This is a genomic window from Nesterenkonia sp. AY15 (genome assembly GCF_022565855.1).
Taxonomy (GTDB): domain Bacteria; phylum Actinomycetota; class Actinomycetes; order Actinomycetales; family Micrococcaceae; genus Nesterenkonia.
The window spans coordinates 31,210-53,304 of sequence record NZ_JAJOYV010000002.1 but is presented as its reverse complement, the minus strand read 5'-3'; the positions used below and the strand labels follow the sequence as shown (position 1 = coordinate 53,304).

Sequence of the window (22,095 nt, the reverse complement as noted above, 5' to 3'; positions counted from 1 at the left end):
GGGAGCGGCTTCAGGAGTCCTCGGTCGCGAACTGGGTCCGGTAGAGCTCGGCATAGCGCCCGTCGGCCGCGAGCAGCTCGGTGTGCGTGCCGCGCTCCACGATCATGCCTGCTTCGACCACGAGGATCGCGTCGGCGGCGCGCACGGTGGAGAGCCGGTGCGCGATCACCAGCGCGGTGCGGCCGACGAGCGCCTCGGTCAGCGCGGCCTGCACGGCGGCCTCGGAGGTGGAGTCCAGCGCGGCGGTGGCCTCGTCGAGGATGACCACCTGGGGCTGGGCCAGCAGCAGCCGGGCCAGAGTCATGCGCTGGCGCTCGCCGCCGGAGAGCCGGTAGCCGCGTTCCCCGACCACGGTGTCGAGCCCGTCGGGCATGGAGTGGACCACCGATTCCAGTCGGGCCCGGCGGATGGCGTCCCAGATCTGCTCATCGGTGGCGTCCGGGGCCGGCAGGGTGAGGTTGGCCCGGATGGTGTCGTGGAACAGGTGCCCGTCCTGGGTGACCACGCCCAGGGTGGCACGCAGCGAGGCGAACGTGGTGTCGCGCAGGTCCACCCCGGCCATCCGCACCGAGCCGGAGTCCACGTCGTAGAGCCGCGCGAGCAGTGCGGCGATGGTGGACTTGCCGGCCCCTGAGGAGCCCACGATGGCCACGGTCTGCCCGGGCTCCACGCGCAGGCTGATCCCATGGAGCACCTCTTCGCCGCCGCGCTGGTCCAGCGTGGCGACCTCTTCCAGGGAGGCGAGTGAGACCTTCTCCGCAGAGGGGTAGGAGAAGCTGACGTCGTCGAACTCGACGGCGGCTGGGCCATCGGGCAGCGGCTCGGCGTCTGGCTTCTCGGTGATCAGCGGTTTGAGGTCCAGGACCTCGAAGACCCGCTCGAAGCTGACCAGTGCGCTCATCACTTCCACCCGGGCGCTGGCCAGGGCGGTCAGCGGCGCGTAGAGGCGGGTGAGCAGCAGGGCCAGGGAGACCACGGCGCCGGCCTCGAGCTCTCCGACGATCGCGTAGAAGCCGCCCAGGCCGTAGACCAGCGCGAGGGCCAGCGCGGAGACCAGGGTGAGTGCGGTGATGAAGGTGGACTGCAGCATCGCGGTCTTGACCCCGATGTCCTGCACGCGGCGGGCGCGCCGCTCGAACTCTGCGGACTCCTCCTCGGGACGGCCGAAGAGCTTGATCAGCGTGGCGCCCGGAGCGGAGAAGCGTTCGGTCATCTGGGTGCCCATGGTGGCGTTGTGGTTCGCCGCCTCACGCTGGAGCCCGGCCAGCCGGCTGCCCATCAGACGGGCCGGCACCACGAACACCGGCAGCAGGACCAGGGCCAGCAGCGTGACCTGCCAGGACAGTGAGAGCATCGCGATGATGGTCAGGATGACCATCACCAGGTTCCCGACGACGCCGGAGAGGGTCCCGCTGAAGGCGCGCTGCGCACCGATGACATCGTTGTTCAGCCGGCTCACCAGTGCGCCGGTGCGGGTGCGGGTGAAGAAGGCGATCGGCATCTTCTGCACGTGATCGAACACGGCGGTGCGCAGATCCAGGATCAGGCCTTCACCGATCCGTGAGGAGAGCCAGCGGCTGAGGATGTTGAACCCGGCATCGGCCACGGCGATGATCGCGATCAGCACTGCCAGCCGGATCACGACCTCCACGGCGGCGGAGCCGGTGATCGCGTTGATGACCTGTCCGGCCAGCAGCGGGGTCGCCACGGCGAGCGCCGCGGTGACCACCGAGAGGATCAGGAACCAGATCAGCCGGGTGCGGTGGGGACGGGCGAACCGGCCGATGCGGCTCAGCGTCTCCCGGTTGAACGGCCGGTAGTCCTTCTTCGCGTGGGTCATGCTGTACAGCGAGCCCCATGCCGCGCGTTCCATGCTCACGCACAAACCCCCAAGATCTCCAGTGATGCCGCGCTGGCTGCAACGGCACCGTTGAGCCCACAAGCACCAACCGACGCAACGCTACTCGCATTCCGGAGGGCCCCCTCACCCCAGGTGAACCGACCCTTGAGGAGGATCTGGCTGCCGTCGCAGGGTCGTTGCCATGGGTTTCTGATGAGTCTGAGCGGATTCAGCGTCAGCCGGGGACCTGAGAATCCCCAGCGGATGAGACGACGCATGTGACAACCATGTAAAACGTGGGCGGATTGTTCCACAATCTCTTGCTTGGATTGTTGAACAACAGTACTGTGAGCGGTGATCCACGGAATAGACGTGCGTCACATGTGCACTGCGCACGGTGTCGGCTCCATTCCCCCTACTCACCCTCGGAGGGCTCCTGTGGCTGACGCCTCAACCCCCAGATCGTCTTCGGCGGATGCACCCCGCCATCCCAAGATCGAAGAAGACCCGCAGACCAATGGTGCCTCAGACATCGACGGCCCTCTGAGCGCCGGGCGCACGGAGTCCGACAGTCCGGAACCGAATGGTCCGATGCTGATCCGCACCCGCCGCACCGCGCTGCTCGGCGCGATGTTCCTGATGGCCACCAGCGCCGTCGGTCCGGGCTTCATCACCCAGACCGCGACCTTCACCTATCAGCTCGGCGCCGCCTTCGGCTTCGCCATTCTGATCTCGGTGCTGGTGGACATCGCGGTGCAGCTCAACGTCTGGCGGGTGCTCGGGGTCTCCGGGCTCTACGCCCAGACCCTGGGCAACCGCATCCTGCCCGGCCTGGGCTGGGCGCTCGCTGCGCTGATCTTCTTCGGCGGAATCGTCTTCAACATCGGCAACATCGCCGGTGCCGGCCTGGGCCTCAACGCGATGTCCGGCATGGACGCCCGCATCGGCGGCGGACTCTCCGTGATCCTCGCGCTGCTGATCTTCCTCTCCAAGAAGGCCGGCGTCGCGCTGGATCGGATCGTCGTCGCCTGTGGCGCGGTGCTGATCCTGCTGATGATCTTCATGGCCGTCACCACCGCCCCTCCGCTCGGTGAGGCGCTGCGCCAGACCTTCGTGCCGGACCAGGTGGAGTTCCTGGTGATCACCACGCTGATCGGCGGAACCGTCGGCGGCTACATCACCTATGCCGGCGCCCACCGGCTGATCGCCTCGGGCAACACCGGGGTCGAGAACGTCAAGGCGATCTCGCAGACCTCGGTGCTCGGGATCATGGTGGCCACCCTCATCCGCTTCCTGCTCTTCCTGGCCATCCTCGGGGTCGTCTCCACCGGTGTGGTCCTCGCCGAGGACAACGTTGCCGCCGATGCCTTCTCGGTGGCTCTCGGGGAGATCGGGCTGCGGGTCTTCGGCGCGGTCTTCTGGGTCGCCGCGATCACCTCGATCCTGGGCTGCACCTACACCACGGTGTCCTTCCTGACCACGAAGAACACCAAGGAGCGCACCAAGAACTGGTACTTCCTGGGCTTCCTGGTGATCACCACCGCCGTGTTCCTGATGCTGGGCCAGGCGCCCCAGACCCTGCTGATCATGGCCGGCGCCTTCAACGGCACCGTGCTTCCGCTGGGCTTCGCGGTGATCCTCTACGCCGCCTGGCGCCGCCGGGACCTGCTGCAGGGCTATAAGTACCCCAAGTGGCTGCTCATCCTCGGCTTCGTGGTCTGGCTGCTGACCATCTTCATGGGCTACAGCTCGCTGGGCGGTCTGGCCAGCCTCTGGACCGAAGGATGAGTCATCGCGCTGATCATTCCGGCCGTCGTCCTGGGCAGCGCCTCGCTCGAGAATCCGCCCGGGGTCACCGCTTCGCCGACGGCACGGTTCCTGAGTCGGGTCCTGGGCTGGAACAGCTGAGTCCCGCCGCGGCCCGGGCGCAGTTCCGCGCCGGGCTGCGGCGGCCCACCAGCGGGATCAGCCCGGGCTTCGCACAGGTGAACCTCCTGGCGCTGCCGCGAGAGCTGGCCTTCGACATGCTGCTCTTCGCCCAGCGCAACCCGAAGTCCTGCCCGGTCCTCGGCGTGTTCGAATCGGGCCAGTTCGACGACGCCGGCGCGGTGAGTCCGCTGCTGGCCCAGGGTGATCTGCGCACCGACATTCCCGCCTACCGGGTCTACCGCGACGGCGAGCTCATCGCCGAACCCGATGACGCCACCGAGCACTGGCGCGAGGATCTGGTCGCCTTCCTCATCGGGTGCAGCTTCACCTTCGAAACCCCGCTGCTCGACGCGGGGATACCGATAGCGCACATCGAGCAGGGCGTGAACGTGCCGATGTACAAGACCGCCATCCGCTGCGCACCGGCGGGCCGACTCAGCGGACCCCTGGTGGTCTCGATGCGCCCGCTGCCCGCAGACCTGATCGCCGACGCGGTGCGGATCACCTCACGCTATCCGGGCGTCCACGGCGCCCCGGTGCACATCGGCAGCCCCGCAGGCCTGGGGATCGCCGATCTCGGCGCCCCGGACTTCGGGGACCCGGTGGAGATCCCCGCCGGCTGGACTCCGGTCTTCTGGGCCTGCGGCGTCACCCCGCAGGCGGCGGTGATGGAGTCCAAGCCGGAGCTGGCGATCAGCCACGCCCCGGGGCACATGCTGATCACCGACCTGCCGAACGCGCAGCTTCAGGTGCCCTGAGGGCTGGGGATCACGCCGTCGTCGTCGGACTTTCTACCGTGCCCGGGGATCCGGCGCGCCACCCCCTGATGCACGTCATGGCGGCCGTGGACCAGCCAGTAGAGCACCAGGGAGAGCACGACGACCCCGGCGCACATCGCGTACATGAAGCGGTAGTCCGCATAGCTGACCAGGGGGCCCAGCAGCAGCGGGGAGAAGCCGAATCCGGCGTCGAGCATGATGAAGAAGGTCGAGATCCCGATGCTGGTGCGGTGCGCGGGCAGGTCTGAGGCGATGATCGCCTGGAGCACCGGCAGCAGCGAGCCGAAGCCGAACCCGGCCAGCACCCCGGCGGTGAGCAGCACCCCCTGGTTCGGCGTCCAGGCGAGCAGGCCCATGGCGATGATGTAGCAGATCACCGCCGGATAGACCGCCCAGTTGTCCCCGTAGCGGTCCTGGACCTTGCCCATGAAGAGCCTCGAGACCAGCACTGCGCCGGCATAGATGACGAAGAAGATCGAGGCCGCGTCGACCATGTCGAGGCTGCGTGCGTAGCCGTTGAGGAAGGTCATCACCGAGGCGAAGCCGATGCCCAGCAGCATCGCCACCAGGGAGATCTTGAAGGCTCGGGGCTCGATGATGTCCCGCGGGCGCAGGGTCAGCTTCTCGACCAGGCTGGTGCGCCAGGGCTTGTCCTCGGGCAGCCGCAGGAACAGCGAGAAGACCAGGGCGACCACCGAGACGATGGTGACCGCGACGAACATCGCCCAGAAGTCGTAGCGCTGGGTCAGCTGGATCGCGGCCAGCGGGCCGATGGCCGGGGGCAGCGAGTTCGCCAGCAGGTAGTAGCCGGCGCCCTCCCCGCGTCGGGTGCGCGGGATCATCGCGAAGACCCCGGCGTTGAGCGCGGTCTGCCCGAAGCCGAAGGAGATCCCGTGGACCGCGCGCAGCGCGATGAGCATCTCATAGCTGTCCACCACGAGGTAGGCCAGGCCGGCGAGCACGTAGACGACCAGACAGGCCAGCACGGTGCGGCGCCGGCCCAGGAAGTTCACGTACTTTCCGGCGAAGATCCGGGCCGCCAGCGCGCCCACCACGAAGGCGGAGGCGGCGAACCCGGCGGCGGTCTCTCCGGCGGAGAACTCCTCGGCGGCGTAGACCGCAAGACCGGTGACCAGCACGAAGAACACGATGGCCAGGAAGAGGTTGATCACGATCGCCAGCAGGAAGTCCTTGGTGAAGAGAGGCTCCTTCGGCGCAGCGGCAGTCTTCTTGGCGGCGATCACAGCCCGATTGTTTCATGGTCCGCCGGGGAAACGACCGCCGGGGCCAGTGTTCTCACCCATCGTCTGGATCAGGGGGATGACCACCCCGGTGTGGCACGCTGGGGGGATGATTCACAGCGTCCGGGAGATGGGGCAGCGGGCCCTCCTCATCGAGGTCACCGCAGAGAAGGACCGCCCCAGCCTGTTGGCGCATCTGGCCGAGCATCCCTTCACCGGCCAGCTCGACGCGATCCCCGGGGTCAAGACCGTCCTGGTGGACTTCCGTCGACGTCGCGACGCGCAGGCGGCGCTGAAGCAGGCGAAGCGGCTCAAGCTGCGACGGCGCAGATCCGGGGCTGCCGACGGCCCCGCCCGAAGGGACGCCGCCGGGAAGGACCCTGCCGGGACCTACGCGACTGCGGAGAACACCGCGCGGGAGCAGACCGGCGACGCGCGGCCTGAGGTCACGATCCCGCAGTCCTATGCCGAAGGTCTGCGGCTCGAGGAGCGCGAGGCCGTGCTGGAGGTGCTGCCGGCTGCAGCCTGTCAGGAGCCCGGCCAGACCCTGGTCCAGGACATGGGCCGCTACGGCTTCGGCGGCCTCGGCGTGGGCCGTGCAGGGCCGGCTGACTTCTCCGCCGCGCGCCAGGCGAACCGACTGATCGGCAATGACGACTCCGCCGCGGTCCTGGAGATCTGCGGGGGAGGGCTCAGCGTGCGCCTCTGCCAGACCTCGATCCTCGCCGTGACCGGCGCCGAGGTGTCCCTGGAGATCATCACGCAGGAACCGGTGCCGACCTCCCGCGGAGGCACCGAGGTGGCGCAGACCACCGAACGCAGCCGCACCGCCCCGGGCCGCGCCCCGTTCTGGGTCTTCCCCGGCGAGGTGCTGCACCTCGGACCGCCCCGGCGCGGGGTCTACAGCTACCTGGGCATCTCCGGCGGACTGGAGGCGCCCGTGGTCCTGGGCAGCGCCTCCACGGACACGGTGGCCGGCCTCGGCCCGGCCCCGGTGCAGGTGGGGGATCGTTTCGCGCTTGCCGGCGCGGCCTCGCGCTTCGTGGGCATCGCCTCCGTCGCGCCCACCCCGCTGCCGCTGCCGCAGGAGACCACGGTGCTGCGCTATGTGCCCGGGCCGCGGGTCGAATATTTCGGCACCCGCCGCGCCGGGGCCGCAGGACTCTCCCGACTGGAGGGTCAGCCCTGGGAGGTCATGACCGGATCCAGCCGGGCCAGCCTGGTGCTCGACGGCGACGATCCGCTCACTCGCACCCAGCCCGATGCCCTGCCGGCGGAACCGCTGATGCGCGGCGCCATCAGCATCGCCGAGTCCGGTCAGCCCATCGTGGCGCTGGCCGAACACCCGGTCACCAGCTCTGATCCGGTGCTGGGAGTCGTGGTGCGCGAGGATCTCTCGCTGGCGGCGCAGCTCTCGCCCGGTGCTGAGGTGCGGTTCCAGGCCGTGGACCCCGAGACGCTGGGTGCCCTCAGCACTCGATGAGATAATGGCCGACGTCGCGGTGCCCGGTGAGGTCACCATGTCAGCTTCCCCCCCCCACCTGTATGACCGAGGAGTCCATCATCTCTGCCGAGTCTTCCGCCTCCCAGACCAGCAACCAGGGCGACGTCGCGCCTGCGCAGCCGTGTGAAGGCTCCGCGTCGCCCATGGAGTCCCGCCGCACCTCGCTGCCGGGCAACCTGATCCGCGGCGCCATGATCGGTACCGTGGAGACCGTCCCGGGAGTCTCTGGAGGCACCGTGGCACTGGTGGTCGGAATCTACCGGCACCTCATCGATTCGGCCTCCCATGTGGTCTCCGCCGGGCGGGCGCTGATCAGCGGACCGGATCGGCGGGCAAGCTCCATGCAGCACCTGCGCCTGGTCGAGTGGAAGGTCATCATCCCGGTCATGATCGGGATGATCGTCGCCGTCTTCACCATTGCCGGTCCCATGTCGGACGCCGTGGAGGCCTACCCCGAGCTCACCCGGGCTGCGTTCTTCGGGATGGTGCTCGCCTCGATCTTCGTGCCGCTGCAGATGGCCTGGTTCGACCGTTCCGGCCCACTGAAGGCCTCGCATGTGCTTGCCGGCATCGCCGCCGCGGGGCTGACCTTCTGGCTGGTCTCGCTGCCACCTACCGCGGTGGAGCCCACCTGGTACGTGATCCTTCCGGCGGCGGCCATCGCCGTCTCGGCGCTGCTGCTGCCCGGGCTCTCCGGATCCTTCCTGCTGCTGACCTTCGGACTCTACGAGCCCACGCTGCGGGCCGCCGCCGATCGTGACCTCGCCTACCTGGGCATCTTCGCGCTGGGCCTCGCGCTCGGCGTGATCTCCATCGTGAAGGGTCTGAAGTGGCTGTTGGACCACCGTCACCGGATCACCATGGTGGTGCTCGCAGGGGTGATGCTCGGCGCGCTGCGCACGCTGTGGCCCTGGCAGGACGAGGGCCGCGGAATGTTGGCCCCGGGTGATGATCTCGGACAGGTGCTGCTGCTGGGAGCCGCAGGGTTCGCCGTGGTGCTGGTGCTGGTGCTGGTGGACTACCGGCTGGCCCAGCGCCAGGTGCGCTGACCATGGCGAGCGCGACGACGACGGCGCGCAATCAGTCACGGACGCTGCTGCTGGTCGCCGCGCTGCTGAATCTCGTCCCGCCGACCGCCTTCGCTCTGCCCGTGGTGCTCCAGGCCAGTCCGGAGCAGTTCAGCCTCGTGGCCGCGACGGGGTCCCTGGCCGCTGCGCTGTGCACGCTCTACGCGCTGCGCATGGCGGCGCTCCCGCGGAGGATCCGCATGCTCCTGGGTGGTGTGGCGGTGCTGGCCGCGGCGTTCTTCATCGGCGGCGATGCCGCGGTGCGTGCGATTCCCGCGGAGGGCATCGGGCCGGGACTGATCCCCTTCATGGGGATGCTGCTGCACCTCTGCGCGGCGGCCACCCTGTTCACTCTGGGGCTGGTGCACCCGCGTTCGAGAACTGCAGCCCGGCAGCACTGAGGGTAGGCAGCACTGCGGAAGGACGGGTCGACCCGGGAGGCCTCTGGGCTCGGGTCCTGCGGTGCAAGGTGGCGTGCTGGGCAGCGCCGCACTTTTCCGCTACCCGCAGATGTCCTGCCGCGGGGCCTGGTGGACAGCCGATGATCGTCGAATCCTGTGGATCAACACCGATGTGATCGTGCCCAGGGTCAGGGTCGCCATGAACAGCACGCCGACCGCGAGGAAGCCCCAGCCCACGCCGAAGGCGATGAACCCTGAGAGGGCAAGCTGGGAGGCTTGGGTCATGTCTGCGCCGTACACCTATGCCTCTTTCGTGGTGCTGTGGGGTGTGCCCAGGTGGGCCCAATCTCCGCTGGAGGAATTCAGCTTCTGCCAGACCGCACCGATGTAGGCGCTCTGCAGGATCAGCGCGTAGATCAGCTCGGGAATCACCATGGCCGCGAAGAGTCGTCGTCGCCAGGGCTGGTCCCAGACGGTGATCACGCGCTCCAGGGCGAACACTGCGCCGATGAGGAGCCAGAAGGGCTCCACCCCGAGGAAGCCGTTGACCGCATAGGAGACCGTCGTCAGCCCGATCAGGGTGCTCATCAGAATCACTGAGAGCGCGAGCATGACCTGTTGGTTGATGTAGCGCCTGGTCACGTGATTCCACCCCATCTCGGTGAAGTTCTGCAGGGCGCCGAGGTACCACCGACGACGCTGACGCCAGAGAGTCGGGATGTTCGGCATCGTCTCGGTGGTGCTCTGACACTCGACGGGGGACCGGACCTTCCAGCCGCAGGTCTTGAGCGTCATGGTCAGGCGCATGTCCTCGGTGATGGTCTGCTCGTCATAGATCGAGCCGAATCGCGACTCCACATCTATCAGGGCCTGCCAACGGATCAGGGCCGCGGTGCCCGACATGACGAAGGTCTTGCCCGTGCGCTCGATCTGCTCGGCATATCGGGTCCACTCGAGGAACTGGCAGAGCTCGAGATAGCCGGTGGGTGGGTCTGCGCGGAATACCGCCCCGACTCCGCCCACCTCGGGGTCCTCGAACTCTTGGAGTGCTCGTTCGATGAACCTCGGGACGATCTGGGTGTCTGCATCCATGATCAGCACGAGCCCTCGTCGCTCGAGCACGTCCAGCGCCTGGTTCAGAGCTCCAGCTTTGCGGGCCGTGTTGTCCAGGGTCTCCATGACGTCAACGCCGAATGCTTCGGCTATCTCCACCGTGTGATCGGTGGAACGATCGGAGACCACCAGAATCCGGTCGGGTGGGACCGTCTGGGCTCGCAGTGATGCGATGGTGGCAGGCAGGGCGCCAACCTCGTTGTGGGCAGGGATGACCGCGGTGACCTGCGGTCGGACAGGGGAGGACACAGAACGGGGTTTCCTTACTGCTGCCAGCCCGGGTCTGGTGCAAGGAGACCCGACTGGATGCGTTATATACTTCAACTTTGAAGTACTCTTCGAGATTAATCTAGCGCACTCTTCGCGTGTGTCCAGGGAACGTGATAAGAGTCACAGACGGGCATCGTCCCCGGTCAGGAGTGGTACCGGGGCGGAAGGCTGCCGCGAAGGTCCTGGATCGGGTGCCTCAGGGCTTGGTCCAGATGTGCAGCAGGTACCCATAGGACAGGCCCAGACGATCCGGATGGCTGCGCAGCCACTGCTCCGCGACGTCGGCTGGGAACTCCAGGTGTAGGACCCGCTCGAGGTCGCTTCGGCGGTGGAACTGCCAGCGACTCATCACGGCCGCGGTCCGTGCGCCCTTCTCCTGCCACCAGGTCGAGGGGTAGCTGTCCCGACCCTGTGCCGCGGCGGGCGCACTGGCGCGCAGCAGCGCCGCAAACTCGCCGAGCACATGGTCATTGTCGATCACCACCAGCTTGCCCCCGGGTCGCAGCACCCGGGCGACCTCCGCCAGCCCCGCCGAGGGATCGAAGAACTCGGAGGGAAAGAAGTAGGCGAAGCGGGCATGGACCACGTCGACGCTGGAATCGGCAAGCGGAATATGCTCGGCCGAGCCGTGAAAGACCTTGGCCCGTCGGCTGCGGGCCCGGGCCGTGTCCAGGAGACGCTCATCTGGTTCGATCCCGATGGTCTTCTCCGCCTCGGAGTACTTCGGCAGCCAGTAGCCTGCCCCGCAGCCGAGATCCACCAACACCTTGTGTCGCCAGTCCGCGGCCAGTCGCAGCGCCTCCCAGAGCGTCCCCTGCGGGTCGATCGCGCCGTTCTCAATCTCATAGCCCGCAGGGTCGCCGCTCTGGTTCGCTGCAGGGACGAAGTCGTTGAGCGTCATGACCTGATTCTCGCAGAGTCTGACGCGCTGACAAGGGGTATCTCCAAAAAATGAGGCCGGGAGGACAGACAAGTCGGGCCCTAGAGACTTCAACCCAGCACGGGGCTAAGCTTGAACCATGCCGCCGCGGCACCTGTCATCTTCGTTGCACCCTTTGGAGCTTTCTCTGCCCTTCACGGGCAGCTGGAAGGTGCAGAACAGTCCGGCCAGACGTGTCCCGAGCCACGGCACAGACCTCTTCGGGATCCGGTACGCCATCGACTTCGTCGCTGTGGACACGGACGGACGCACCGCCGGGTCGGTGAGTTGGCGCAGCGTGTTCGCCGCTGAGCAGCCGGAGCTGTTCTTCGCCTTCGGACAGGAGGTGTTGGCGCCGCGTGACGGCACCGTGCGGGTTATCCACGACGGCGAGGACGACCATGCGGCCAGGCGCTCCCAGCTCAGCCTGATCCCGTACCTGCTCGGACAGTCCTCCCGTGTCCGCGAGGGCCCGGTGGCAGTGGCGGGAAACCATGTGATCATCGAGGACCCGCGGAGCCGGTGCTTCATCGCCCTGGTGCACCTGCGGCGCGGATCGATCCGGGTCCACCCTGGGGAGCAGGTCAGCTCAGGCGAGATCCTCGCAGAATGCGGCAACAGTGGAAACTCCACCCAGCCGCATATCCATCTCCAGGCCATGGACAGCCTGGACCTGCACCGCGCCCACGGCGTCCCGATCGTGTTTCGCGGCTTCCACGAGCAGATCCGCAGCGGCGAAGCCGCGGTGATCTGGCACGGCGTTCCCGCGAATGCCTCCGTCGTCCAGCCGGTCCGGCCAGCCCGAGCCTGATGCTGATGCTGATGCTGATGCTGTGAGGAGGAGGCTATGCCGATGACCAAGCTGCAGCGCGACTGTGTGATCGCTGGAGGAGGCCCTGCCGGGCTGGTGCTGGGCTGCCTGCTCGCCCGCGCAGGGCTGGAGGTCACCGTGATCGAGAAGCACCCCGACTTCTTCCGCGACTTCCGCGGAGACACCGTCCACCCCTCCACGCTCACCCTCCTCGGCGAGCTCGGGCTGCGCGAGCAGTTCCTGGCCCTGCCCGTCAGCCGGTTCTCCACCCTCGATGCCGTCATCGAGGGCGAGCGTCTCACCCTGGTCGACTTCGGAGTGCTCCGCGGACCCGATGACTTTCTGGTCCTCGCCCCGCAGTGGGACTTCCTGGACTTCCTGGCCCGCGAGGCGAAGGCCTTCCCCGGCTTTGATCTGCGGATGCACACCGAGGCGACCAGTCTGATGCAGTCCGACGACGGTGCCGTCGTCGGACTGCGCGCCCGCTCGGCTGACGGTGAGCTCCAGATCCGGGCGAGACTCACGGTGGCCGCCGACGGACGGGCCTCGGTGCTGCGCGCAGCCGCCGGGCTCACCCCGGTGGAGTCAGGAGTGCCCATCGATGTGCTCTGGTTCAGCCTCCCGCAGCCCGCCGATCCGCCCCCGCCCACCCTGGGCCACCTCTCCTCGGCCGGGATGGTCCTGACCATCGATCGCGGGGAGACATACCAGTCGGGCCTGATCATCAAGAAGGGTGAATTCCGGGAGCTGCAGCAGGCCGGACTGGAGGAGTTCCGCGCCCGGCTGATCCAGGCGGCCCCGGTGCTGGATGAGGTGGTGCAGACCCTCACCGACTGGAAGCAGGTCAAGCTGCTGACGGTGCAGATCAACCGGCTCCACCGCTGGCACCGGCCGGGGTTCATCGCCATCGGGGATGCGGCCCACGCGATGTCCCCGATGTTCGGGGTGGGGGTGAACTATGCGATCCAGGATGCGGTGGCGCTGGCCAACGCGATCACCGCACAGCTGACGCAGGGGACCGTCCCGGAGCAGACGCTGGCAGCTGTGCAGGCCCGCCGGGAGCGGCCGGTGAAGCTCATGCAACGGATCCAGGGGCGCGGACATCGGGTGATCGCTCGCTCCACGACCGGGCGCCGGGTCATCCCGGCCCCGGCCGCGAAGCTGCTTCGCCTCTTCTCACCGGTGCTCCGCCGACTCACCGCGCGCGTCATCGGGGTGGGTCTGCTTCCGGAACACGTGCGCACCCCCAGCGCGGCACGACCCGGCGCGTCACCGGGCCCGATCCCGGGACCGGGCAGAGGATCGGGCGAACCAGGCCGAGTGAGCACATCGTGAAATGTGTCGGAAAACACCGCTGTGGCACAATGAGGACAAATTGAATCATCGCCACGTCCCCTGTGTGGGAGAGTCCGGCTGGCGCCCAGAGCAGTGCAGTCCCTGCACCCCTGGGCGCGGATCCGGCGCCGAAGGAGCAATATCCTCCCCGGGAACCTCTCAGGCACTCAGTACCGTGCAGGGGTGGCAACTCTGGAAAGCAGCACGTCAGGTCTACAACCCTGATGTGCTCACCGAAGGTGCAAGCCGGTTCTGCCCCCGTCTGACGGCGGCGGCCGGTGAATCTCTCAGGTCCATCACAGAGCGGGGGAGGAACCCGCGCCATCTCCATGCCTGGAAGGTTCCTCCATGACCGTCACATCTGTCCGTCGCAGCTCCACCCTCGCCCCCGATGCCACCGAGTTCTCCGCCCGGCACATCGGACCTACCTCCGCGACTGCGGCCACCATGCTGGGTGCCCTCGGCTATGACTCACTGGCCGACCTCGTCGACGCCGCGGTGCCCGAGGCGATCCGCCAGCCCGGACCGCTGAACCTTCCCGAGGCCCTCACCGAGGCCGAGACGCTGCAGGCGCTGCGCGGCTACGCCGAGAAGAACCAGCCGCACACCCAGATGATCGGGCAGGGCTTCTACGACACCCACACCCCGCAGGTGATCCTGCGCAACGTGCTGCAGAACCCCGCCTGGTACACCGCCTACACGCCTTATCAGCCGGAGATCTCCCAGGGCCGGCTTGAGGCGCTGCTGAACTTCCAGACCATGGTCGCTGACCTGACCGGCCTCGACATCGCCAACGCGTCGCTGCTGGACGAGGCCTCCGCCGTGGCCGAGGCCATCCTGCTGATGCGCCGCGGCAACAAGAAGCGCGCCACCGCGAAGATCGTGCTCGACGCCGACATCTTCCCGCAGACCCGCGCCGTGGTCGCCGGCCGGGCCGACGCGCTGGGCATCGAGATCGAGACCGTCGACATCGCCGCCGAGGGGCTGCCCGCCGGTGAGATCTGCGGACTGGTGCTGCAGCAGCCGGCCAACTCCGGCGCCGTGGTCGACCACCGCAAGGTCATCGCTGAAGCCAAGGAGCGCGGGGCGATGGTCACCATCGCTGCGGATCTGCTTGCGCTGACCCTGATCACCTCACCCGGCGAGCAGGGCGCCGACATCGCCGTGGGCAGCTCCCAGCGCTTCGGGGTCCCGCTGTTCTTCGGCGGACCCCACGCGGCCTTCATGGCCGTGAAGTCCGGGCTGCAGCGCCAGCTCCCCGGCCGGCTCGTCGGAGTCTCCAAGGACGCCGAGGGCCGCCCCGCCTACCGGCTCGCCCTGCAGACCCGCGAGCAGCACATCCGCCGCGAGAAGGCCACCTCGAACATCTGCACCGCCCAGGCGCTGCTGGCCGTGGCGGCCTCGATGTACGCCGTCTACCACGGCCCCGAAGGCCTCACCCGGATCGCCGAGCGGGTGCACGGATCCGCCCGCACCCTGGCCGCCGTGCTGCGTGAGGCCGGCCATGAGCTGATCGCCGAATCCTTCTTCGACACCATCCAGGTCCGGCTGGCCTCCCACGAAGCCGCCGAGGATGTCATCGCCGCCGCCGAGGCCGCAGGGGTCAACCTGCGCCGCGTCAACCAGGACGTCGTCGGGATCTCCACCGATGAGACGACGACGACCGCGCAGCTCGCCGCCGTCGCCCAGGCCTTCGGCGTCAAGGATGTCGCAGCGCTCCCCGAGCAGCTCGGGTCCTCCAGGCAGGAGCAGGACTACGCCTTTCCGGCGCAGCTGACCCGCACCTCGGAGTTCATGACCCACCCGATCTTCCACGAGATCCGCTCCGAGACGCAGATGATGCGCTACCTGCGTCGGCTCTCCGACCGCGACCTCGCCCTTGACCGGACCATGATCCCGCTGGGCTCGTGCACCATGAAGCTCAACGCCGCCACCGAGATGGAAGCCATCTCCTGGCCCGAGTTCGCGGGGATCCACCCCTATGCCCCGGCCCCGCAGACCACCGGCTGGCGCGAGATGATCGCAGACCTCGAGTCCCGGCTCGCCGAGGTCACCGGATACGCGGCGGTCTCGATCCAGCCCAACGCCGGCTCCCAGGGCGAATACGCCGGACTGCTGGCCATCCGGCAGTACCACCTCGCCCAGGGCGACTCCGCCCGGGACATCTGCCTGATCCCGGCCTCGGCCCACGGCACCAACGCCTCCTCGGCGGTGCTGGCCGGACTGCAGGTCGTCGTCGTCGCCACCGCAGAGGACGGCACCATCGACATGTCCGACATGGAGGCCAAGATCGCCGCGCACCCAGACCGGATCGCCGCGATCATGCTCACCTACCCCTCAACCCACGGGGTCTACGAGACCGAGGTGCGCGAGGTCTGCGCGAAGATCCATGCCACCGGCGGACAGGTCTACATCGACGGCGCGAACCTCAACGCCCTGGTCGGCCTCGCCCAGCCCGGCGAGTTCGGCGGCGACGTCTCCCACCTGAATCTGCACAAGACCTTCTGCATCCCGCACGGCGGCGGCGGACCCGGCGTCGGCCCGGTGGCCGTGGCCGAACACCTCCAGCCCTTCCTGCCCAGCACCTCCGTCGGTGCCTCCTGGGCCACCGGGGAGCATGAGGGAGAAGGCCGCGACGGCGCCCCGGTCACCGCCACCCCCTTCGGCTCCGCCGGGGTGCTGCCGATCTCCTGGGCCTACCTGGCGATGATGGGCTCCGAGGGACTGACCAGCGCCACCGCCCATGCGCTGCTGAGCGCGAACTACATCGCCGCGAAGCTGAAGGAGCACTTCCCGATCCTCTACACCGGGGAGCACGGGCTGATCGCCCATGAATGCATCCTGGACCTGCGCGAGCTCACCAAGGCCTCAGGAATCACCGCCGAGGATGTCTGCAAGCGCCTCATCGACTACGGCTTCCACGCGCCCACCCTGGCCTTCCCGGTGAACGGGACGCTGATGGTGGAGCCCACCGAGTCTGAGGACCTGGCAGAGATCGACCGGTTCATCGCCGCGATGATCGGAGTGCGCGCCGAGATCCAGGACCTCGTCGAGCAGAAGATCAGCGCGGCGGAGTCCCCGCTGCGCCTGGCACCGCACCCGGCCGCCGTCGTCGCCGGTGACGCGTGGGACCGGGCCTATCCGCGCGAGCAGGCGGCCTTCCCGGTCAAGAACCTGCTTCAGGACAAATACTTCCCTCCGGTGAGCCGGATCGACGGCGCCCACGGCGACCGCAACCTGATCTGTTCCTGCCCCCCGCCGGAGGCCTTCGAACTCGAGGAGAGCACCGCATGAGAGAGACCGCGCTTACTGCCGCCCACGCCGAGCTGGGTGCCAGCTTCACCGACTTCGGCGGCTGGAAGATGCCGCTGAAGTACACCTCCGAGTTGGAGGAGCACCATGCGGTGCGCACCACCGCCGGGCTCTTCGACCTCTCCCACATGGGAGAGATCCGGATCATCGGGCCCGACGCCGCCACCTTCCTGAACACCGCGCTGGTGGGCAACCTCGCGGCGGTGAAGATCGGCAAGGCGAAGTACTCGCTGATCTGCCGCGAGGACGGAGGGATCCTCGATGACCTGATCGCCTACCGGATCGATGAGAACGAGTTCCTGCTGGTCCCCAACGCGTCGAACCGTGAAGTGGTCGCGGCGGCGCTCACCGAGCGTGCTGCGGCTGGCACAGGTGCTGGGGGGACAGGCTTCGACGTCGAGGTCTGGGACGAATCGGAAGGCATCAGCCTGATCGCGGTCCAGGGACCTGCCGCGCAGAAGATCATCAGCTCCGTGGTGCGCGCCAATGAGACCTTCCTGGTCGACGAGCTCAGCTACTACGCGTTCACCACCGTGAGCATCGGCGGCGACGAGATCCTGCTCGCCCGCACCGGCTACACCGGGGAGGACGGGTTCGAGCTGTTCCTGCCCAATGAGAAAGCCCACGCCCTGTGGCTGGCGCTGTTGGAGGCCGGGTCCGACGACGGCCTGGTCCCCTGCGGGTTGGCCTGCCGAGACTCGCTGCGCCTCGAGGCCGGCATGCCGCTCTACGGCAACGAGCTCTCCACCGAACGGGTCAGCTTCGAAGCCGGACTGCCGGTGGTCTCCTTCACGAAGGCGGAGAACTTCACCGGACGCGCCGCCCTCGAGGCTGCCAAGGCGGCGGGTCGCGGAAAGACCTCGGGTCAGCGGCTCGTCGGGCTCAAGGGCCTCGGCAAGCGCGCCGGCCGCGGCGGCTACCCGGTGCTCGCCGTCGAGGGGGACAACCCCGGTGAGACCGTGGGGGCGGTGACCTCCGGGCTGCCCAGCCCGACCCTGGGCCATCCGATCGCGATGGCCTATGTCGACATCGCCCACACCGAACCGGGCACGCGGCTCGACGTCGATCTGCGTGGAAAGCCGCAGCCCTTCGAAGTGGTCCCGCTGCCCTTCTACCGCCGCGCACGCTGACCGGGACAGGATTCGAGACACTCCATGACCATCAGCATCTTTGATCTGCTCCGGGTCGGCATCGGTCCCTCCTCCTCGCACACGGTGGGGCCGATGCGCGCCGCCCGGCGCTTCGTGACCGAGCAGCTGGGAAGTCCCGAGGTGCTGGCCCGGACCGAGTCGGTGCAGGTGGACCTCTACGGCTCGCTCTCGGCCACCGGACGCGGCCACGGCACCTTCACCGCGGTGCTGCTGGGCCTGGAGGGGTGGGACCCGGAGACCATCCTGCCGGACCAGGTCGACTCCCGACTGGCTGCCATGGAGGTCTCCGGCACGGTGCAGCTGGCCGCCCAGTGCGAAGACGACGGTGCTCCGAGCGATCCGGACGGCGCCCACGGGGACGCCCACAGCGCCGGCAAGGAGATCCCGCTGCGGGTGGAGGACTTCATCCAGCGCCCGCTCACCGTCATGGACCGGCATACCAACGCGATGACGCTCACCGCGCTCGACGCCGCCGGAGAGCAGGTGGCCAAGGAGATCTATTACTCCATCGGGGGAGGGTTCGTGCTCTCAGAATCCGATGCGGTGGCCTCCGACGCGTCGCTGGGACAGGCGCTGGCCACCCCGGACGCCGAGGTGCCCTACCCCTTCATCACGGCCGCCCAGCTCATGGAGCACTGCGCCCGCTCAGGCCTGCCGGTCTCCCGGGTGATGCTGGCCAATGAGCGCGCCCTGCACCGCGCCCGCCACGGCGGCACCGAGGAGGAAGCCGAAGCCGAGATCACCGGTAAGGTGCTGCACCTCTGGCAGGTCATGGAGGACTGCAAGAACAGCGCCCTGGAGCGCGAGGGGCACCTGCCCGGGGGGCTGAAGGTCCGGCGTCGTGCCCCTGACTGGCACGCACGGATGTGGAAGGACGATCCAGGCCGCACCCACGCCTATTGGCAGGAGTGGGTGAACCTGGTCGCGCTGGCGGTCAACGAGGAGAACGCCTCCGGGGGACGGGTGGTCACCGCGCCCACCAACGGTGCTGCCGGAATCATCCCTGCCGTGGGCTTCTACGCCACCCATTACGGGCCCGGCGCCAGCTACGCGGGGGAGGAGGACCGTGAGGACATCGCCGTGCGGTTCCTGCTCACCGCCGCCGCCGTCGGGGTGCTCTACAAGGAGCAGGCCTCGATCTCCGGCGCCGAGGTCGGCTGCCAGGGGGAGGTCGGCTCGGCCTCCTCGATGGCGGCCGCCGGGCTCTGCGAGGTCCTGGGCGGCACTGCCAAACAGGTGGAGAACGCCGCCGAGATCGCGATGGAGCACAACCTCGGGCTCACCTGCGATCCGATCGGCGGACTGGTGCAGGTGCCGTGCATCGAGCGCAACGCCATGGCCGCGACCAAGGCCGTCAACGCCGCGCGGATGGCGCTGATGGGCGACGGCGAGCACCGGGTCTCGCTGGACGAGGTCATCGTGACGATGCGCGAGACCGGCAAGGACATGTCCTCGAAGTACAAGGAGACCGCCCTGGGCGGACTCGCGGTCAACGTCGTCGAGTGTTGAGCGCTGGACGTCGAATGCGCAGTGCCGAGCGCCGTATCGTGGGCGCCGAGCGCGTGTCCTAGGCGAAGGCTGAGTACCCGGTCAGGTCGCGCCCGATGATCAGGCTCTGCACGGATTCGGTGCCCTCATAGGTGTGGATCGCCTCGATATCTGCCATGTGGCGCGGCACCTTGTTCTTCAGCAGGATCCCGTTGCCGCCGAGCATGTCGCGGGCGACCTGGGCGATCGCCCGAGCCTTCCGGGTGTTGTGATACTTCGCCAGGGAGGCCTGCGGGCCGGTGAGCGTGCCGGCCATATCCCGCTCGGTGACCGCCCGGACGTGCAGCTGCATGGAGGTGAGCTCCGAGACCATCCAGGTCAGCCGCTCCTGCACCAGCTGGAAGCTCGCCAGCGGACGGCTGAACTGCTCACGCTGCTTCGAATAGCTCAGCGCCGCCTCCACCAGCGCAGAGGCATGCCCGACGGCGGACCAGGCTACTCCCAGCCGGGTCGCGAAGAGCACCTTGGAGGCGTCCTTGAAGGTCTTTGAACCCGGCAGTACGGCGTGGGCGGGGACCTCGACGTCCTCGTACTGGATCAGCGCCTGGTGGATCGCGCGCAGCGAGGCCTTGCCCTGGATGACCTCGGCCCGATAGCCGCGGGTGTCCTGGTCGATCAGGAAGCAGCGGACGTTGCCGTCGTGGATGCCGCCGGCGACTCGGGCCCAGGTGAACGTCAGGCCGCCCGAGGCGCCGTTGCCGATCCACTTCTTGGCGCCGTTGATGACGTAGTAGCCGGAGTCCTCGTCGCCGACCAGCCGGGCGGTGGTCTCCAGCGAGACCGAGTCCGAGCCGTGCGTGGGCTCGGTGAGGGCGAAGGAGCCCAGCGTCTCGGCCGTGGCCAGTTTGGTGAGATGCTCAGCCTTCTGGTCTGCCGAACCGAAGTACGCCAGGGTGCGCAGCGCGAGCCCGCCCTGCACCGCCAGGGCCGTGCCCAGGGAGCCATCGGCACGGGAGGTCTCCATGTTCACCAGGCCCGCGGCCATCGGGGAGAGCGTCTCCATCGAGGCTTCGGAGACGTCGACGCCGTCGGTCAGCAGACCCAGGCCGCCAGCCTTGCGGACCAGGTCAACCGGGTACTCAGCGTGTTCCCAGTGCTGCGCCATCCGCGTCTCCAGTCCGGTGGAGAACTCACGGGCGCGAGTCCACCACTGCCGGTCTGCCGCGGGGAGGTCGTCGAAGACGCCGTAGTAGTCGAGGTCCTGCGCGGTGGAGACGTCGTAGATCGGATCAACGGAAGCATCGGGAGCATGATGTGTCATGGCACACATGTTACTTGATAGTCACAAGGTGGGGGAGCTTTGGTTTCACCTGCAAACTGTGGACAAAAGTCCACTAGTCAGAAGACGGGCACTCCCCAATACTTATAAGTGGACGTGCATCAGTGGTGCACGATTCAGGGGAGATGACATCGGCCTTGAGGTGTTCCGAGTTACGGTGCAAGGGTTCGGAGCAGGACCTCGGCGGATGTTAATGCTCGGGCGGTGGGAACGGCACCGCCCGAGCCTCTCTGTGTCCGGGGTCTTTTCGCCCTATGAGCAGCGGGACGATCGATCGGTCAGCGAAGCAGCCGCATCTGGATTCCGGTGACCTGCACACTCCAGATGCCAGCAGCTGGAGCTCCGGCATCCACGGTGCCTCCGAAGGTTGCCGCGCGGTCCTCCATGCTGATAAGCCCAGTCCCCGAGGAAGGGTGTTTGACTGCCGGTGTCTGGGTGTCGTCAGTGCGGTTCGTCACTGCCATATTCACGGTGTCGGTCTTGACCTCGATCTCGATGGTGCAGTCACTGGTGGCGTGTCCCTTGGCTCCATGCTTGACCACATTGGTGGTGGATTCCTGAAGAATTCTGTAGAGGCAGGCCTCCACGGACTGTGAGAGCGAGCTCAGATCTCCGTGGACCGCAGTGTCAACTTTGAACCCCAGATCCTCAAGGCGCTCGGTGAAGCGCTGAAGACCTGACTCTAGGTCCAGCTCCGGGGCGTCCCCCGGGCCCGCCTCGATGATGTTTTCGCGCTGGAGCACCTGCAGCACGCGGCGAAGGTCGTGGAGCGCTGCGCTGGCGGAGGTTGAGATCTGGGTCAGTGCTGCCGCACGGGATTCGGCGGTGCCTGTTGCGGCTGCCACCTGCGTCTGCATCGAGATTACCGTGAGGTCGTGCGCCAGGATGTCATGAAGATCTCGGGCGATGGACCTGCGCTCAGCATCCAATGCATCTTGATGTGCGGAGCGCAATTGTTCCAGCTCTGCTCTGGCTTCCAGGCGCGTAGCCAGCTGCCGTCTAGTTGCGCGCCCGATCAGGTAAGACGTGACCATTGTGCCGCCTGCGGAGATTCCGAACCCTGCGGCCAACACCGGGTCCTCCTGGATCATGCCCACATTCATCGCGAGGATCAATGCAAGAACCAGGTACAGCCGACGCAGCCACTGGGCGCAGTACATCGCGGTGAGTCCACAGAAGAGAATCACCAGCAGTAGGGTGCCGATCTGGAAGCTCATCTGTGTCCCGATAAGCGCTCCGATGAGGGCCGCCATCGCGCCCATGCCCGGGTGTAGCCAGAAGAGCGATACCGACAGGATCCACATGAGGTAGACGGCCAGCAGGGTCGCGCTGAAGTCCAGGTTGAGAATCAGGGCCAGTGACAGGTCGGCGAGAATGGCACCGATGGTTGTCAGCGTAAGAACATTTAGGACTCTGCGGCTGGGAGTCACATCGCTCGAAAAGGTCACTCTCAATGATATGTCACCGACTTGATGGCCAGTCAGTTATCAGCACCCGGAGGCCCTCGGGAAGGCGCGGCAGAAGAAAGTCTGCATAAAGCTGCCAACTTCAAAATTGGCAAGATCCAAAAATGTGATAATAGCTGTGAAAAGAAGG

General features: G+C 67.6%; 17 protein-coding genes and 2 riboswitches. Of the genes, 10 read left to right on the top strand and 7 right to left on the bottom strand.

Annotated features, from left to right (window positions below; all coding sequences use genetic code 11):
• Positions 1-10: 10 nt before the first annotated feature.
• Positions 11-1,879, bottom strand: a complete 1,869-nt coding sequence (locus tag LSI54_RS04040; protein ID WP_241465297.1) for an ABC transporter ATP-binding protein — start codon at positions 1,877-1,879, stop codon at positions 11-13.
• A gap of 552 nt (positions 1,880-2,431) precedes the next feature.
• Here LSI54_RS04040 and LSI54_RS04035 point away from each other — a divergent pair.
• Both LSI54_RS04035 and LSI54_RS04030 read left to right on the top strand, forming a co-directional pair.
• On the top strand, positions 2,432-3,628 hold the full coding sequence (locus tag LSI54_RS04035; RefSeq protein WP_241465296.1) for an NRAMP family divalent metal transporter: 1,197 nt from the start codon (positions 2,432-2,434) through the stop codon (positions 3,626-3,628).
• A complete protein-coding gene (locus tag LSI54_RS04030; protein WP_241476015.1) occupies positions 3,625-4,527 on the top strand; it encodes a putative hydro-lyase in 903 nt (300 codons plus the stop codon). The genes LSI54_RS04035 and LSI54_RS04030 overlap by 4 nt, the downstream gene beginning before the upstream one ends.
• On the opposite strand, the gene LSI54_RS04025 is transcribed toward LSI54_RS04030, so the two are convergent.
• Positions 4,515-5,792 (bottom strand): MFS transporter, encoded by a 1,278-nt coding sequence (locus LSI54_RS04025; protein ID WP_241465294.1) that lies wholly within the window; start codon positions 5,790-5,792, stop codon positions 4,515-4,517. The genes LSI54_RS04030 and LSI54_RS04025 overlap by 13 nt on opposite strands.
• A 106-nt stretch (positions 5,793-5,898) precedes the next feature.
• Between LSI54_RS04025 and LSI54_RS04020 the strand changes: the two genes are divergently transcribed.
• The 3 genes from LSI54_RS04020 to LSI54_RS04010 all read left to right on the top strand — a co-directional run bounded on the left by LSI54_RS04020 (position 5,899) and on the right by LSI54_RS04010 (position 8,761).
• Entirely contained in the window at positions 5,899-7,272 is a 1,374-nt protein-coding gene (locus LSI54_RS04020) for a 5-oxoprolinase subunit C family protein (protein WP_241476014.1), read from the top strand.
• A gap of 62 nt (positions 7,273-7,334) precedes the next feature.
• Positions 7,335-8,342, top strand: coding sequence for a DUF368 domain-containing protein (locus LSI54_RS04015; protein ID WP_241477815.1), 1,008 nt, complete (start codon positions 7,335-7,337; stop codon positions 8,340-8,342).
• Positions 8,343-8,344: 2 nt separating this feature from the next.
• A complete protein-coding gene (locus tag LSI54_RS04010) occupies positions 8,345-8,761 on the top strand; it encodes a hypothetical protein (RefSeq protein ID WP_241477814.1) in 417 nt (138 codons plus the stop codon).
• 99 nt (positions 8,762-8,860) lie between these two features.
• On the opposite strand, the gene LSI54_RS04005 is transcribed toward LSI54_RS04010, so the two are convergent.
• The 3 genes from LSI54_RS04005 to LSI54_RS03995 all read right to left on the bottom strand — a co-directional run bounded on the left by LSI54_RS04005 (position 8,861) and on the right by LSI54_RS03995 (position 11,045).
• Entirely contained in the window at positions 8,861-9,046 is a 186-nt protein-coding gene (locus LSI54_RS04005) for a hypothetical protein (protein ID WP_241470529.1), read from the bottom strand.
• 15 nt (positions 9,047-9,061) lie between these two features.
• Positions 9,062-10,123, bottom strand: coding sequence for a glycosyltransferase (locus LSI54_RS04000; protein ID WP_241477813.1), 1,062 nt, complete (start codon positions 10,121-10,123; stop codon positions 9,062-9,064).
• A 217-nt stretch (positions 10,124-10,340) separates the two neighbouring features.
• The gene (locus LSI54_RS03995) at positions 10,341-11,045 is read right to left on the bottom strand and encodes a class I SAM-dependent methyltransferase (protein WP_241465288.1); all 705 of its coding nucleotides are present in this window, start codon (positions 11,043-11,045) and stop codon (positions 10,341-10,343) included.
• A 154-nt stretch (positions 11,046-11,199) separates the two neighbouring features.
• Between LSI54_RS03995 and LSI54_RS03990 the strand changes: the two genes are divergently transcribed.
• The 5 genes from LSI54_RS03990 (at position 11,200) to LSI54_RS03970 (ending at position 19,181) form a co-directional block, all read left to right on the top strand.
• Complete coding sequence (locus LSI54_RS03990; RefSeq protein ID WP_241470527.1) at positions 11,200-11,874, top strand: M23 family metallopeptidase; 675 nt, start codon at positions 11,200-11,202, stop codon at positions 11,872-11,874.
• Positions 11,875-11,910: 36 nt separating this feature from the next.
• Positions 11,911-13,209: an FAD-dependent oxidoreductase gene (locus LSI54_RS03985; RefSeq protein ID WP_241477812.1), complete on the top strand. Its 1,299-nt coding sequence runs from the start codon at positions 11,911-11,913 to the stop codon at positions 13,207-13,209.
• A 55-nt stretch (positions 13,210-13,264) separates the two neighbouring features.
• A riboswitch (glycine riboswitch) is annotated at positions 13,265-13,395 on the top strand.
• Between the two features lies 1 nt (position 13,396).
• Positions 13,397-13,521, top strand: a riboswitch (glycine riboswitch).
• 36 nt (positions 13,522-13,557) lie between these two features.
• Positions 13,558-16,503 carry an aminomethyl-transferring glycine dehydrogenase gene (gcvP, locus tag LSI54_RS03980; RefSeq protein ID WP_241477811.1) on the top strand — a complete coding sequence of 982 codons (2,946 nt, stop codon included), beginning with the start codon at positions 13,558-13,560 and terminating at the stop codon, positions 16,501-16,503.
• Positions 16,500-17,651: a glycine cleavage system aminomethyltransferase GcvT gene (gene gcvT / locus LSI54_RS03975; RefSeq protein ID WP_241476008.1), complete on the top strand. Its 1,152-nt coding sequence runs from the start codon at positions 16,500-16,502 to the stop codon at positions 17,649-17,651. The genes gcvP and gcvT overlap by 4 nt, the downstream gene beginning before the upstream one ends.
• A gap of 24 nt (positions 17,652-17,675) precedes the next feature.
• Positions 17,676-19,181 (top strand): L-serine ammonia-lyase, encoded by a 1,506-nt coding sequence (locus tag LSI54_RS03970; protein WP_241465283.1) that lies wholly within the window; start codon positions 17,676-17,678, stop codon positions 19,179-19,181.
• Between the two features lie 58 nt (positions 19,182-19,239).
• Here the strand turns inward: LSI54_RS03970 and LSI54_RS03965 are convergent, their stop codons facing one another.
• Both LSI54_RS03965 and LSI54_RS03960 read right to left on the bottom strand, forming a co-directional pair.
• Positions 19,240-20,481, bottom strand: a complete 1,242-nt coding sequence (locus tag LSI54_RS03965) for an acyl-CoA dehydrogenase family protein (protein ID WP_241465282.1) — start codon at positions 20,479-20,481, stop codon at positions 19,240-19,242.
• Between the two features lie 296 nt (positions 20,482-20,777).
• Complete coding sequence (locus tag LSI54_RS03960) at positions 20,778-21,929, bottom strand: sensor histidine kinase (RefSeq protein ID WP_241477810.1); 1,152 nt, start codon at positions 21,927-21,929, stop codon at positions 20,778-20,780.
• Positions 21,930-22,095: the final 166 nt, after the last annotated feature.

What these genes read in the sequence shown, in the direction of transcription:
- LSI54_RS04035 (WP_241465296.1), top strand. Translation starts at nt 2,432, where the DNA reads ATGCTGATCCGCACCCGCCGCACCGCGCTGCTCGGCGCGATGTTCCTG.
- LSI54_RS04030 (WP_241476015.1), top strand. Translation starts at nt 3,625, where the DNA reads ATGAGTCATCGCGCTGATCATTCCGGCCGTCGTCCTGGGCAGCGCCTC.
- LSI54_RS04020 (WP_241476014.1), top strand. Translation starts at nt 5,899, where the DNA reads ATGATTCACAGCGTCCGGGAGATGGGGCAGCGGGCCCTCCTCATCGAG.
- LSI54_RS04015 (WP_241477815.1), top strand. Translation starts at nt 7,335, where the DNA reads ATGACCGAGGAGTCCATCATCTCTGCCGAGTCTTCCGCCTCCCAGACC.
- LSI54_RS04010 (WP_241477814.1), top strand. Translation starts at nt 8,345, where the DNA reads ATGGCGAGCGCGACGACGACGGCGCGCAATCAGTCACGGACGCTGCTG.
- LSI54_RS04005 (WP_241470529.1), bottom strand. Translation starts at nt 9,046, where the DNA reads ATGACCCAAGCCTCCCAGCTTGCCCTCTCAGGGTTCATCGCCTTCGGC.
- LSI54_RS03995 (WP_241465288.1), bottom strand. Translation starts at nt 11,045, where the DNA reads ATGACGCTCAACGACTTCGTCCCTGCAGCGAACCAGAGCGGCGACCCT.
- LSI54_RS03985 (WP_241477812.1), top strand. Translation starts at nt 11,911, where the DNA reads ATGCCGATGACCAAGCTGCAGCGCGACTGTGTGATCGCTGGAGGAGGC.
- gcvP (WP_241477811.1), top strand. Translation starts at nt 13,558, where the DNA reads ATGACCGTCACATCTGTCCGTCGCAGCTCCACCCTCGCCCCCGATGCC.
- gcvT (WP_241476008.1), top strand. Translation starts at nt 16,500, where the DNA reads ATGAGAGAGACCGCGCTTACTGCCGCCCACGCCGAGCTGGGTGCCAGC.
- LSI54_RS03970 (WP_241465283.1), top strand. Translation starts at nt 17,676, where the DNA reads ATGACCATCAGCATCTTTGATCTGCTCCGGGTCGGCATCGGTCCCTCC.
- LSI54_RS03965 (WP_241465282.1), bottom strand. Translation starts at nt 20,481, where the DNA reads ATGACACATCATGCTCCCGATGCTTCCGTTGATCCGATCTACGACGTC.